At 66.5% G+C, this 13801-nt stretch carries 12 protein-coding genes; 3 read left to right on the top strand and 9 right to left on the bottom strand.

Annotation, left to right across the window (positions count from 1 at the left end; all coding sequences use genetic code 11):
- Window positions 1-232: 232 nt before the first annotated feature.
- Both AC1DS0_RS25990 and AC1DS0_RS25995 read right to left on the bottom strand, forming a co-directional pair.
- Window positions 233-772, bottom strand: a complete 540-nt coding sequence (locus AC1DS0_RS25990; protein WP_476817115.1) for an N-acetyltransferase family protein — start codon at window positions 770-772, stop codon at window positions 233-235.
- A gap of 15 nt (window positions 773-787) precedes the next feature.
- A complete protein-coding gene (locus tag AC1DS0_RS25995; RefSeq protein WP_476817116.1) occupies window positions 788-3157 on the bottom strand; it encodes an Orn/Lys/Arg family decarboxylase in 2370 nt (789 codons plus the stop codon).
- A 212-nt stretch (window positions 3158-3369) separates the two neighbouring features.
- On the opposite strand from AC1DS0_RS25995, the gene AC1DS0_RS26000 reads away from it, so the two are divergent.
- The gene (locus tag AC1DS0_RS26000) at window positions 3370-4011 is read left to right on the top strand and encodes a glutathione S-transferase family protein (protein ID WP_476817117.1); all 642 of its coding nucleotides are present in this window, start codon (window positions 3370-3372) and stop codon (window positions 4009-4011) included.
- 45 nt (window positions 4012-4056) lie between these two features.
- On the opposite strand, the gene AC1DS0_RS26005 is transcribed toward AC1DS0_RS26000, so the two are convergent.
- From AC1DS0_RS26005 to AC1DS0_RS26015, 3 genes are all read right to left on the bottom strand, one after another.
- Entirely contained in the window at window positions 4057-4731 is a 675-nt protein-coding gene (locus AC1DS0_RS26005; protein WP_476817118.1) for a Crp/Fnr family transcriptional regulator, read from the bottom strand.
- Window positions 4732-4831: 100 nt separating this feature from the next.
- Entirely contained in the window at window positions 4832-5425 is a 594-nt protein-coding gene (locus tag AC1DS0_RS26010; protein WP_476817119.1) for a LysE family translocator, read from the bottom strand.
- A gap of 81 nt (window positions 5426-5506) precedes the next feature.
- Complete coding sequence (locus tag AC1DS0_RS26015) at window positions 5507-9058, bottom strand: indolepyruvate ferredoxin oxidoreductase family protein (protein ID WP_476817120.1); 3552 nt, start codon at window positions 9056-9058, stop codon at window positions 5507-5509.
- Window positions 9059-9336: 278 nt separating this feature from the next.
- On the opposite strand from AC1DS0_RS26015, the gene AC1DS0_RS26020 reads away from it, so the two are divergent.
- Together AC1DS0_RS26020 and AC1DS0_RS26025 are read left to right on the top strand one after the other, a co-directional pair.
- A complete protein-coding gene (locus AC1DS0_RS26020; protein ID WP_476817121.1) occupies window positions 9337-9987 on the top strand; it encodes a DUF1007 family protein in 651 nt (216 codons plus the stop codon).
- Window positions 9978-10994, top strand: coding sequence for a nickel/cobalt transporter (locus AC1DS0_RS26025; RefSeq protein ID WP_476817122.1), 1017 nt, complete (start codon window positions 9978-9980; stop codon window positions 10992-10994). The genes AC1DS0_RS26020 and AC1DS0_RS26025 overlap by 10 nt, the downstream gene beginning before the upstream one ends.
- A gap of 125 nt (window positions 10995-11119) precedes the next feature.
- Here AC1DS0_RS26025 and AC1DS0_RS26030 read toward each other — a convergent pair whose 3' ends face one another.
- The 4 genes from AC1DS0_RS26030 to nthA form a co-directional block, all read right to left on the bottom strand.
- A complete protein-coding gene (locus AC1DS0_RS26030) occupies window positions 11120-12052 on the bottom strand; it encodes a DUF6454 family protein (protein ID WP_476817123.1) in 933 nt (310 codons plus the stop codon).
- A 76-nt stretch (window positions 12053-12128) separates the two neighbouring features.
- Entirely contained in the window at window positions 12129-12518 is a 390-nt protein-coding gene (locus tag AC1DS0_RS26035; RefSeq protein ID WP_476817124.1) for a nitrile hydratase accessory protein, read from the bottom strand.
- Window positions 12505-13164: a nitrile hydratase subunit beta gene (gene nthB, locus AC1DS0_RS26040; RefSeq protein WP_476817125.1), complete on the bottom strand. Its 660-nt coding sequence runs from the start codon at window positions 13162-13164 to the stop codon at window positions 12505-12507. Before nthB ends, AC1DS0_RS26035 begins: the two co-directional genes overlap by 14 nt.
- The gene (gene nthA / locus AC1DS0_RS26045) at window positions 13161-13793 is read right to left on the bottom strand and encodes a nitrile hydratase subunit alpha (protein WP_476817126.1); all 633 of its coding nucleotides are present in this window, start codon (window positions 13791-13793) and stop codon (window positions 13161-13163) included. The genes nthB and nthA overlap by 4 nt, the downstream gene beginning before the upstream one ends.
- Window positions 13794-13801: the final 8 nt, after the last annotated feature.

Raw genomic sequence — 13801 nt, forward strand, 5'->3', positions numbered from 1 at the left:
GCGGAACCAAGAATAAAGGCCAACTCTCACCGCGGCACAATAGGCAGTCGAAAACGTATTCGGGCAAGTATTCTGCCCTACCTACTTTGCCCCAGCCCTCGTCGCGCAGGGCGCGCCTGGTCGAGGATCGTCATCTCGTGCGGCCGACCTTGAGGAGGCCGAGCTCCTCCTGCGAGATCGTCAGCGTCCGGTGCTGTTGGATCGGCGATCGGGTCGAACAACCGGGTAGAGCCTACCCGATCGGCTGCGTTGCGCCCGGCCCGAGCGATCTTTGCACCATGACGCTGTCGGACCATTTGCCGTAGCGATAGGCGACGCCCGGCAGCAGCCCGACCCGGGCAAAGCCGAAACGCTCGTGCAAGATGAGAGAAGCGCCGTTCTCGGCATCGATATAGCCGATCATCTGGCGAAAGCCCGCGGCAGCGCAGGCGTCGATCAGCGCCTGCATCAAGAGCCGCCCGATGCCGCGGCCGAGATGCTCGTGATGGACATAGATCGAGTGCTTCACCGTGAAGCGATAGGCCGGCCGCTTGCGGAACAGCACGACATAGGCATAGCCGACGACTTCGCCGCCACGGGTCGCGACCAGATGCGGCAGCTTGCGGCTGCGCAGGTTCTTGCGCCGGTCCTTCAGATCATCGGGCTGCGGCGTGCCGGTATCCTCGACGCCGGCCTCGATGCCATGGCGGATATGCCGGCGATAGATCGCCAGCATCGGCTCGACATCGTCGTCGCGGGAGGGGCGGATGATGATCGGTAGCTCGGTCTCCATGCCTCGTCGCGATCCTCAGCCCTGCGCCTGCTCGCTGACGACATAGGTGTGGAGCCGCACCCGCCCTTCGGCATCGACCTCGCGATAGACGCCCTGGATCTCGACCTCGAAGCCGGGGAAGAGATTGAAGCAGGCCTCGAACATCTTGAGATAGTCGATCATCGGCTGGGCCCGCTCGGTCAGGCGCTCGCCGGGAACGATGGTCGCGATCCCCGGCGGGTAGACGACGAAGGGCGTCGTCGCGATCCGCCCCGCGATGGCGTCGATCGGCAGATAGTCGACATCGTTGCGCGTCAGGCAGCGCGCCGCATCATGCGGCGACATCGCCATTTCCGGCAAATGCTCCGGCGAGAACTGCCGGTTCTGCAGCCCGCTGACGTCCTGGTCGCGGAAGAAACGATGCATTTGCCCGCACAGGTCGCGCAGGCGCACGCCGTCATAGCGGCCTGGCCGGCGGCGGTAGAATTCAGGAATGGCGTCTTCCAGCAGGGCGTTGTCGTCGTGCAGCTTCTTGAAGGCGACGAGCCCGCTGATCAGCGTGCCGGCCTTGCTGGCCTCGACGCCCGGCGTCAGCAGGAAGAGCAGCGAGTTCAGATCGTTCTTCTCGGCGACGATCCGGTTCTCGCGCAGGAACTGGGCGACGATCGGAGCCGGGATGCCATGCTCGGCATAGGCGCCGGTCTCGCGATCGAAGCCGGGCGTCAGCAGGGTCAGCTTGTTGGGGTCGGTGATGGCGAAGCCCGGCTCCATCTGCGTGAAGCCATGCCAGTTGGCGTCGGGTGCGAGCTGCCAATAGGCTGGGTTGCTGGCGAGCTGGTCCGTCGCGACCATCTCCCAGGCGACATCATGGACAGCGCCTTCGCGTGCCGCGTCGGCGATGCTGACCCGGTCCGGCACGAAGGGCTCGAAGAACCAGCGTCGCTCCGGCCGGGTCTCCTTCTCCTCGAATTCCCGGCGCACGGCCCGGATCTTCTTGCGCAGTTCGATGCCGAGCCGGATCGTGTCGTCCCAGAGCACCTCGCCGGAGCGGCCCTTCATCATCTGCGCGCCGACATCGAGGGAGGCGAACAGCGGATAGAACGGCGAGGTCGAGGCGTACTGCATGAAGCTCTCGTTGAAGCGCCGGTGCTCGACCCGCCGCTTCTGGCCCTTGATGTGCCGGTCCTTGATGTGGATCTGCGAGGCCTGGCTGAAGCTTGCGAGCTGCTTGTGGGTCGATTGCGTCGCGATGATGCCGGGTGAGTCCGGTCCCAGTCCCGTCAGCCCCATGGCGAAGCGCCCGGCATAGAGCGGGTGGAACTTCATGAAGCCGGCCCAGGCCTCGTCGAAGAGGATGTACTCGCAGAGGTGGCCGATCTTATCGAGGATCATCTGGGCCGAGTGGATCGTGCCGTCATAGGTGCACTGCTCGACCACGGCGACACGGAACGGGCGCGGCTTTGTCCAGGCCTCGGAATCCTTGACCAGCGGATTGGTGCGGATGCGCTCGCGCAGCGCCTCCTCGTCGAAGCTCTCCCAGCGCATCGGGCCGATCAGGCCCCAGGCATTGCGCGCGGTTGGGATGTAGACCGGGATGCCGCCGGCGATCAGCAGCGCGCCGTGATGGGCGGCCTTGTGGTTGTTGCGGTCGAACAGGACGAGGTCGCCATCGGTGACCAGGGCTGCGAGTGCGACCTTGTTTGAGGTCGAGGTGCCGTTCAGGACGAAATAGGTCTTCTCCGCCCCGAAGATCTGCGCCGCTTCCTTCTGCGCCTTCAGGGCGGGGCCCTCATGGGTCAGGAGGTCACCGAGATCGAGCACGGAATTGTCGAGGTCGTCGCGGAAGACCGCTTCGCCGAGATGCTCCATGAACACCCGGCCGATCGGGCTGCGGCTGTAGAACACGCCGCCATTATGGCCCGGGCAGGTCCAGAGATGATTGCCTTCCTCGGCATAGTCGACGAGCGCGCCGAAGAACGGCGTCTTCAGCGTCTCGGCATATTGCTTCAGCCGGCTGATCAGGCTCTTGGCGATGAAGGGCGGCGTCTCTTCCGAGAGGAAGATGTAGCCGTCGATGAAGTCGAGCACCTCGACCGGCACGTCCTCGAAGCGCTTGCGGCGGATCAGCAGGATGATCGGGAAATCGAGGCCGCGCCGGCGCATCAGGTTGATCAGCGCGGCGGTCTTGCCTTCCAGGCCCTTCTTGCCCCAGTCGACCACCATGCAGCCGATGGCGGCATCGGTCTGGACCGCGATCTCGGCATCCTCGAGCTTGCGCGCCTTGACCACCTCGAAGCCAGACCGCTCGATCTCCTCGATGATCTGGTTGAAGCGAATCCCCTCGAGATCCTCGGCATCGAAGTTCGGCGTCGCGAACAGGAAGGTGAAGCGCCTGAAATAGTCCATGCCGGCTCCGCTGGGCGTGAACCCGAAGCATTGGGCGATTTATGCGACAATTCGGCGACCATGGAGCCGGCTAGGTTCGGACAGCATCGCCGCTTCGACCCCTACGGCCGGAAGCGGGCCTTGAATCCAGCCGGGGATCGTGAGCTTGACCGCTGCAGGTCGGGAGCCTGACAAATGGCGATCCAGACACTGACCGAAATGGTAGCTCCGAGATGCTACGCCTTGACTATTATCCCGGGTTCATCAGCCTCGCCACGCACATAGTCATCGAAGAGATTGGCTTGGACTATGAGCTGTCGTTCGTGAACCTGCACAAGGGGCCGAACAGCAGCCCGTCTTATCTCGCGCTGCATCCCGATGGCCTCGTTCCTGTGCTGGAGGGCGGCGATCTCGTTCTCTACGAGAGTGTCGCCATCATTCTTCATCTCCTCGAAATGCCGGGCGGAACATCGCTCTTGCCAGAGCAGGGCAGCGCTCTCAGGCCGCAGTTCTACAAATGGCTCATGTGGCTCTCGACCGCTTTGCACGCCAATCTGTCGCTCTACCTGCACCCCAACAAGGTTGCAGCCTCCGCGGAAGCGCAAGCCGAGGTGAGGGACGCAGCCGAGCAACGCGTGAACGCCCAGTTCGACCGTGTCGAGGAAGAATTGGCGCAGCATGGCGGCGCCTGGTTCCTGGGCGACACCTACACGGCCGCGGACGCCTATCTCTTCACGCTGGCCCGCTGGTCGCGTGGCATGCGTCGTCCCGCTGCCAGTAGACCGGAATTGGGCGCTTATCTGCAGCGTATGATCGCCCGGCCAGCCGTGCAGCGCGCCCATGCGGAGGAGCACATCCCGCAGCCTTGGATTTGAGGCTTCAAGGCCTCGGAAGCGGACCTCGCTTCCAGCGAGCGCCGTCTACCCCTCGTAGCGCGCCAGCCGCTCCAGATCGAGGATCGTCACCTCGTTGTGGCCGATCTTGATGAAGCCGAGCTCGGCGAGCTTGGCGAGGCTCTGATTGGCCATTTGCCGGGAGATGCCGGCGAGCAGGCCGAGCTCCTCCTGCGAGATCGTCAGCGTCCGGTCCTTGTTCGGATAGAGGATCGGGTTGAACAGCCAGGCGAGGTTGCGGGCGAGGCGCCCGGTCGCGCCCAGCATGCGGTCATATTCCGCGAGCCCGATGAACTGGGCGAGGCGCTCGTTGAACTGGTGGACCAGGAAGCGGTTGAAGGCGGCCGAGTGCTCGAACAGCCAGAGGAAGGTCTGGCGCCGCATCAGCGCGACCTTGCTCTCGCGCAGTGCGACGAGATCGTAGCGGCGAGCTTCGTTCTTGATGATCGTGCCCTCGCCGAACCAGGCGCCGCCGCGCAAGCCGGCGAGCGTCGCCGATTTGCCACTGCGCGAGGTCGTGCTCATCTTGAGCAGGCCGTCGGCGACGCCGGTCCAGGATTCCAGCCGATCACCGACATGACAGACATAGGCGCCCTTGCCATAGGTCTTGGTCGTGATGCCGCGACGCGCCTCCTCGAACTCCTCCGGCGTGAGGTCGTTCGACCAGGTGGCGATCCGGCGCAGCTCGTCCTCGGAAATCAAGATTCGCCGGCCCCTCGGTCGTCCGCACGGATGGACGCGCACTATGGGCAGGCAATGGCCGCGAACTCAACCGCGCCTTATGGCGAGGGAAGGAGCGGCATCACCATCTGATAGCGGCGGCGAGCGAGGCGAGCAGCAGCGCTGCGAAGATCAGGTTGACGATGCGGTTGCTCCGGGGCTCGCGGAACAGGCGGGTCAGGCCGGAGCCGGCCAGCAGCCAGGCGATGTTGACGGCGGCGATCACAAGCAGGAGCAGGCCGATCTTGAGGATCGCATCGATCGCCGGTTGCTGCGGCAGCAGCGCGAAGCCCGAGAACAAGGCCGCCATCGCCGCATAGCCCTTGGGATTGACCAGTGAGAGCGCAAAACCGGCGGCGAAGGAGGGCGGGGCGGCATCGCCATCCGCCTCGGCGAGCGGCGGAGCCGTGGCGATGCGGAAGGCGAGATAGAGGAAATAGAGCGCCGCCAGAATCGTGACGATTGGTGCCAGGCCTGGCAGTGCCAGGATGACCGCGACGACGCCGCTGGCGGTCAGCGCCATCACCGCGAGCATGCCGAAGGTGATGCCGGCGCCATATGCGAGGCCGCGACGCGTGCCGAAGGCGGCTCCGGTCGCCGTCAGGCTCAGTGTCGCCGGGCCGGGGCTGCCGGTCAGAGCGACACCGGCCAGCAGAAATCCAGCCAGTCCGTCCATGATGTCCTCCGCCGCCGCCGTGCTGGAGCGCGGGCGAAAGAAAGCGGCAAAAGGCCCCGCTGGTCTTGAACGTTCGTGCGCCTACTCTGCCGCCCGCGGCATTGCCAGCGCAGCGTCAGAGCCGTCGCGCAGGCGCTTCAGGAGTTCCGCCTCCTCGGCCTTGGCGGCCGTGAGATGGCGCTCCTTGACGTGGCCGAAGCCGCGGATCTTTTCGGGGATCGCGGCGAGGGCGACACAGAGCGCGTGGTTCTGCGGCGAGAGCTTGCCCAGGACCTCGGCGATCAGCGCCTCGTAATCGGCGATCAGCTTGCGCTCGGTCTTGCGTTCAGCGGTGTACCCGAACACGTCGAAGGCGGTGCCGCGCAGACCCTTCAGCTTCGAAAGCAGGCCGAAGGCGCCCAGCATCCAGGGGCCGAAGCTCATCTTGCGCGGCAGGCCGGTATTGGGATCGCGCTTGGCTAGCAATGGCGGGGCGAGGTGGAATTCGAGGCGCAGCGGCTGGCCGGTGGCGCTGTCCTTTTCGAAGGTCGCGGCGAGCTGCTTGCGGAAGGCGCCGTCGCTGTAGAGCCGGGCGACCTCGTACTCGTCCTTGTAGGCCATCAGCTTGAAGAGATAGCGCGCAACGGCCTCGGCCAGCGCGCTCTGGCCGGGGAAGATGCCCGCTTCCTTGGCACGGACCTTCTCGACCAGCTCGCGATAACGTGTGGCATAGGCGGCGTTCTGGTAGCCGGTAAGGAAGTCGACGCGGCGGGCGATGATCTCGTCGAGGCTCTGCGAGATCTGGCGGGCGTCCGTCGGCGCCTTGGCCTCGGCGAGCGCCGCGAGCAGGGCAGCCGGATCATGCGCGGCGCGGCGGCCAAGCTCGAAAGCCTGCCTGTTCATCGCCACGGCTTCGCCGTTGAGCTCGATCGCCCGCAGCAGCGAGGCCCGCGAGAGCGGTACGCCGCCATGCTGCCAGGCGTAGCCGAGCATGAACATGTTGGCGGCGATGGCATTGCCGAGGAAGGACACAGCGGCGGCCGTGGCATCGACGAGATGGGTGTTGTCGCGGCCGGAAGCAGAGACGATCGCCCGCTTCAGCCGCTCGGTCGGCAGCGAGAAATCGGCATTCCGCGTGAAGTCGCCCGGCAGGCTTTCTGCGGTGTTGACCACCACGGTCGAGCCGGGGCGGATCGCGCCCAGCACCTTCTTCGAGCCGGTGACGGTGAGGTCGCAGCCGAGCACGAGGTCGGCCTGTCCGGCGGCGACGCGGATGGCGTGGATCTCGTCCGGCGTCGGGGCGAGGCGGACATGGCTGAAGACCGCGCCGCCCTTCTGGGCGAGGCCGGCCATGTCGATCATGCCGCAGCCCTTGCCTTCGAGATGCGCGGCCATGCCGAGGATCGCGCCGATCGTGACGACGCCGGTGCCGCCGACGCCGGTGACGATAACAGCGAAGTTGCGGTCGAGCGCCGGCACCTTGGGCTCGGGCAGATCGCCGGCACCAAGCGCGGAGGCGTCCAGCGTGCGCGGCTCAGCCTTCTTCGGCCGCGCGCCATGCACGGTGACGAAGGAGGGGCAAAAACCCTTCACGCAGGAAAAGTCCTTGTTGCAGTTCGACTGGTCGATCTGGCGCTTGCGGCCGAACTCGGTCTCGAGCGGCTGCACCGAGACGCAGTTCGACTTCACTCCGCAATCGCCGCAGCCCTCGCAGACCAGCTCGTTGACGATGACGCGCTTGTCCGGGTCGGGATAGGCGCCGCGCTTGCGCCGGCGCCGCTTCTCGGTGGCGCAGGTCTGGTCGTAGAGCAAAAGCGAGACGCCAGAAGCGGTCGCGAGCTCGCGCTGGACGGCGTCGAGATCGTCGCGATGGTGCAGGGTGGTGCCGGGGGGCCAGAGCGTGCCGGCCGGGTATTTGTCGGGATCGTCGGAGACCACCGCGATGCGCGTGACGCCCTCGGCCGCGACCTGGCGGGCCATCTGGTCGGGCGACAGATGCCCTTCCGCCTGCTGGCCGCCGGTCATCGCGACGGCGTCGTTGTAGAGCAGCTTGTAGGTGATGTTGACGCCGCTCGCGACGGCCCAGCGGATCGCGAGCGAGCCGGAATGGGTATAGGTGCCGTCGCCGAGATTCTGGAAGACGTGGCCGCGTTTCGAGAACGGCGCTTCACCGACCCAGTTGGCGCCTTCGCCGCCCATCTGGGTGAAGCCGGTGGTGTCGCGGTCCATCCACTGCACCATGTAGTGGCAGCCGATGCCGGCATAGGCGCGCGAGCCCTCGGGCACGACGGTCGATGAGTTGTGCGGGCAGCCCGAGCAGAAATAGGGGGTGCGCTTGGCGACTTCGATTGCCTCGGCGAGGCGGCCCTGTGCGGCGGCGATCTCTTCGAGGCGGGTCCTGAGAGCCGGATCGTCGCGGTATTGCAGCAGGCGGGCACCGAGCGCGATGGCGATGTCGTTCGGATCGAGCGCGCCATGGACCGGGAAGAGCCACTCGCCCTTTTCGTCCTTCTTGCCGATCACCATCGGCTGGTGCGCGGTGCCGTAGAGTTCCTCGCGCAGCTGGACTTCGATCAGCGAACGCTTCTCCTCGACGACCATGACGAGGTCGAGCCCTCTGGCGAAGTCCTTCAGCTCCTGCGGATCGAGCGGCCAGGGACAGGCGATCTTGAACAGGCGGATACCGAGATCATTGGCGCGGACCTCGTCGAGGCCGAGCTCCTCCAGCGCCTGGCGCACGTCGAGATAGGATTTGCCGACGGTGATGATGCCGATGCGCGGCGCCGGCCCGCCGGAGAGGATGGTCTGGTTGAGCTTGTTGGCGCGAAGATAGGCGAGGATCGCGGCGCGCTTGTAGAGATGCAGGCGCTTTTCCTGGTCGAGGAAATCGAGCTCGCGGCGGATGCTGAGGCCGCCCGGCGGCATGACGAAATCATCGGGGATCGCGATGCTGACCCGGTCGATGGAGCCGTCGACCGAGGCGGTCGATTCGATGTTGTCCTTGACGCATTTCAGGCCGACCCAGACGCTGGCGAAGCGCGAGAGCGCAAAGCCGTGCAGGGAATAGTCCATGATCTCCTGGACGCCGGCCGGATTGAGGATCGGCATCATCCGGTCGACCAGGACGAACTCGGTCTGGTGGGCGTTGGTCGAGGATTCCGCGGTGTGATCGTCGCCCAAGAGGCAGAGCACGCCGCCATGGCGCGAGGTTCCGGCCATGTTGCCATGGCGGAAGACGTCGCCGGTGCGGTCGACGCCGGGACCCTTACCGTACCAGAGCGCGAAGACCCCATCATATTTGCCCTCGCCGGAGAGCTCGGCCTGCTGCGTGCCCCAGATCGCGGTCGCGGCGAGGTCCTCGTTGAGGCCGGGCTGGAAGACGATGTTGGCGGGCTTGAGCTGCTTGCCGGCGCGGGCGAGCTGCTGGTCGAGCCCGCCGAGCGGCGAGCCGCGGTAGCCGCTGACGAAGCCGGCGGTGTTCAGGCCCGCTTGCCGGTCGCGCTCATGCTGGACCAGCAGCATGCGGGCGATGGCCTGCGTGCCGGTCAGGAAGATCTGCTGCTTGGAGAGATCGTATTTGTCGTCGAGCGCGACCGTCCTGAGCTCCGGCTCAGCTGCCGCGGCGTCCTGCGAAGTCTGCTGCGTACCGGCCATGGCCGACCTCCCGACGATCGCATATCCATCGACTATGGGACCGGTACGGCCGGCCTCCAATCCGATATTATGTCAACAAGGCTGACATAACCGACGTGATATCGTCAAATCACACTGGGCTAATTCCAGACTGGCCGATAGCGCTGCGCCGCGATTTGGCCGCCTTTGCGGGCGATGCCGGCAGGGCTCACGGCACGGGATTGCAAGGGTAGGCGCGCAAGGCGCGTTTTTGTATGAAGGCTCGGCCGGATTCGCCGCAGATTCGAGGAAATTGCCGCGTGCCGCGATACTCGACGCTCCTGACGCTGCTCGCCGCCATTTCGGCCTGGCTCGGCTTGGCTTTGCCGGCGCTGGCGCATCCGCACGTCTTCGTGACCTCGCGCACCGAGATCCTCTATGACGCCAGCGGCGCGGTGAAGGCGCTGCGCCATCGCTGGAGCTTCGACGAGGCCTATTCGGCCTATATGGTCCAGGGCCTCGACAAGAACGGCGACGGCAAGATCACCCCGGACGAGCTGACCGAGCTCGCCAAGGTCAACATGGAATCGCTGCCGGATGTCGGCTTCTTCACCATCGCCAAGGCGAACGGCAAGGTGCAGGAATTCGGCACGCCGGGCGAGGCCTCGCTCGCCTATGAAAACAAGATCCTGACGCTCACCTATACGCTGCCGCTGAAGACCCCGGCGACGGCCAGCCGATCCTTCGGCATCGAGGTCGGCGATCCCACCTATTTTGTTGCCTTCGAGATCGGCGAGGAGGCTGATGCGGTGGCGGCGCGCGATGCTCCGAAGGGCTGCATCGTCCGGATCATGCGCCCGCCCAAGCTCGACGCGGCGACGCAGCAGCGCCTGGCGCAGGAGGACATCACCGCGACGCCCGATATGAGCGCCTATCAGGTCACGACAAGGGCGTTGGTGGCATGTCCCTGAGCGCTCCCGCCGCGCCGGGCCTGCCGCTCTGGCCGCGTCGGCTGCTTGTCGCGCTGCTGGCGCTCGCCCTGGTCGCCGGTGCGCTCGGGTTGATCGCCTGGCTGGCCAGCCTCTATTTTCCGCCGCCGCCTCCGCCGCCGCGCAACCCGTTCGGCACGGCGCTGCCGCGCGAGGCGCTGCCGGCGACGACCGGGATCGGCGCGGTGATCCTCGCCTGGCAGTCGAGCTTCTATCGCGAGCTGACGGCGACGCTGAAGGCGATCGCGCAATCGCCGGCGGCGCTGCCCGGCCTGCTCGGGCTCGCTTTCGCTTATGGCGTCTTCCACGCCGCCGGGCCCGGCCACGGCAAGGCGGTGATCTCCGGCTATATCGTCGCCGACAATCGCAGCCTGAAGCGTGGGCTGGCGCTCTCCTTCGCGGCCGCGCTGGTGCAGGCGCTGGTGGCGATCGGCTTGGTCGGCGCGCTGACGCTGGCATTGAACGCCACCGCCAAGACTATGGCCTCGACCACCTGGGTGATCGAGCAGGGCAGCTTCGCGCTGGTCGCGCTGGTCGGGCTCTTTGTGCTTTGGCGCAAGGCCGGCAACCTTGTCGCGCTCGGCGGCAGCGCGGGGCATGACCCCGCAACCTGCGACCATGTCCATATGCCCGGTGCCGATGAGGTCTCGCGCCTGCGCTCCTTCCGCGATATGGCCGGCGTCGTGCTGGCGGCGGGCCTGCGTCCCTGCGCGGGCGCGCTGATCATCCTCGTCTTCGCCAATGCGCAGGGCCTGCTCTGGGCCGGCATCGCCGCGACTTTCGCCATGGCGCTCGGCACCGCGCTGACCACCGGGGCGCTGGCGGCACTTGCGGTGTTCTTCAAGTTCGCGGCTTTGCGCGTTGCCGGCGGCGGTTCGCTGAAGGCAGCCCGGATCATCGCCGGGCTCGAAGTGCTCGCGGCCGCCTTCGTCGCGGTGCTGGGCGCGGCGCTGTTCTTCGGCCTGTGGGCGGCCGGGCAGGGGAGCTAACCACACCGTCATGCTCGCCCTTGTGGCGAGCATCCACGTCTTGAACACCACGCTCGGTCAGTGATGCGAAGACGTGGATGGTCGGGACAAGCCCGACCATGACGAAGAAGGCTTACGAACCGACTCTACTTCGCCGCGGCCTCGTAGACGAACAGCGTCGACTTATCGTCATCCGGCACGAAATAGGCGCGGACGCCGTCACTTGCCGGCTCGACCCAGAACGGGTTCTGCGTCATCGGCAGGCCGGAGGGCGACCAGAGCTCGACCGGCATCTGGAAGACCGGGCGGTTGTCCTTGAGATCGACGATCTCGAAGCCGCCGAGGCGGAAGACCGGGCCGTCCTTGCTGGCGCGGTAGTTGTTGAGGCCGGAGCAGAGCATCCGGCTCATGCCGATGAAGTGGCAGTCCTGATAGTCGATGTAGAGCGCCGGGTTGGCGACGCGCAGGCTCTCCGGCGCGACCGTGGCGTTGGTGATCTTGCCGTCGGCGCCGAGCGGCCAGGCGTAGAAGCGGCGCGAGCCCCAGCTGACGCCGTGCAGCGACTTGCCGTCGGTGTTGTGGACGATGCCGCCGACATGGTCCTTGAAGCGGAAGACCTCGGTCGCCTTCAGCGTCTCGGGGTCGACCTTGTAGATGATCGACTGGCTGTTCGGCCGGTATTCGGCGACGGGGACCCACAGGTCCTTGCCGTCGAAGTCGATGCCGCCGGGATGGTAGATCGAGCCCTCGCCGAGCGTGATCTCGGCCAGCAGCTTGCCCTGCGCATCGACCTTGAAGAGGTGGCCGGTGCCTTCGCCGGTATCGCGATCATAGCCGTCCTTAGGCTCGGTATAGCGCGTCGTCGGCTTTTTGATCTCGACCGAGGAGATGAAGAAGGCGTCGCCGATCTTGACCATCCCCTGCGGATGGTGCGTCGGGAACTGCAGCTCGACTGCGGCCTTCTGCGTCCACTGCGTCGCGCGTGTCAGCTTCGGGAGCAGCGTGTTGAGCGCGGGGTCGGCGGCCTGTGCCACCGTCGCCAGCGCCGTAGCTGCGAGCGCCATCATTGCGGTCCTCATCGCGATCCTCCTGCGGCAGCCCGTTCTCGGGCATTGCCGGGATAATCGCGCTTCATGACGACGCTGCAAAGCCTGATCAGTGCTGCGCCAGCGGGTCGTTCTCCAACAGGATCGGTTTGCCATGCGGCGTCGCTTCGGCGGCGCGTTCCCAGGCGGCGGCGCGGGCATCGACGCTCGTCTGCGAGGCAAGGCCCTTCTCGATCAGCAGGTGCTCCAGAGCCTCGCACCAGCGCTCGTAATAGTCCGAGCCGTCGCGGCAGCCGCCATTGGCCAGGGCCTCGCGGATTTCGCCGCCGAGCGCCTGCGCCCATTCATCCGCACTGAAGACGCCGCGGTTCTGCAGGGCGACGACGAGGGCGAAGGCCTGCGCCTGCCAGGGCTCGGCGAAGACCGGGCCCTCGGCGTCGCGCGGGATCGGCGTGCCGGCCGCGAGCGCGTCGGCGAGTGCGGCGTCAGGCCGGCTCAAGATAGCTCTCCCAGGCCTCGATGCTGACGGTCGAGGTCGGATCGGCGTCGCGGCCCCAGAGCTCAGGCCCGGTGAAGACGACGGTGTAGAGCCATTGCGCCGTCTCGGGTGCGCCATGGGCGCCGGTATCCGGGAAGACGTGGCAGCCGGTGACCAGCTCGACCACGCCCTGCTTGCCCCGTGCATAGCGCGGCAGGCGGGTATGGTGCTGCGGATGCATCACGATGGTGCGGACCTTGTCGCCGACCTTGAAGCGGGCCGGCGCCGGCGCCTCGCGTTCATAGGGGAAGCCGCGGCGCAGGACGGCCGGAACCTCTTCGCCCTTCAGAACGCGCTTGGGCTCCCGGCGCGTGCTGCCGGCAACACCCGACGCCAGCTCCTCCTTGCTCAGGAAGCCTTGCTCGACCAGCACTTTGTCGAGCGCTGCCAGCCAGATCTGGTAATAGCTCGACGACAGGTACTGCGCGGGCGGCAGGCTCTCTCTCGCATGGCGGATGCCGTCGATCGTCCAGGCACCCATCGCGCCGGCGGCGACATTGATCGCCAGGACCTTCTTCTCCCAGTCGGCATGGAAGATCGGCTCGTCCTTCTCCGGCACGACCGGGCCGAAGCCCATCTGGCCGCCGAGGTCGTGGGCGCTGTTCATGGCCTGTCCTCCGGGGAGGGCAGGCCGACGCCGATCATCGAGTCCCGGTTGACGATCGACGCCAGCTCGTCCTCGCTCCAGCCTTCGGTGCCCGCAGGCCGCATGGGAATGACGATGAAGCGTGTCTCGGCGGTCGAATCCCAGACGCGGATGCGCTGGCCTGCCGGCAGGCTCACGCCGAAATCGGCAAGGGTGCCGCGCGGGTCGATCACCGCCTTGGCGCGATAGGGCGGCGATTTGTACCAGACCGGCGGCAGTCCCAGCACCGGCCACGGATAGCAGGAGCACAGGGTGCAGACGATGAGGTTGTGCTCTTCGGGCGTGTTGAAGCAGGCGACGATATGCTCGCCGCCGCGCCCGCCATAGCCGAGCTCGGCAACGGCGGCGGTGCCATCAGTCTTCAGGCGCGCGGCATAGGCCGGATCGCTCCAGGCCTTGGCGACGACGCGGGCGCCGTTGCGCGGGCCGATCTTGGTCTCATAGGTGTCGAGGATCGCGTCGAGCGCGCTGGGGTCGACATAGCCCTTCTCGACCATTAGCGATTCCAGCGCCTTCACCCGCGCTTCGATCGGGGTGAAATGGTTGTCGTGCTCGTGGTCATGATGATGGTGATGGTCGTGGCCGCTCATCGCGCCCT

It is taken from the genome of Allobosea sp. P4_H5 (assembly GCF_056400825.1).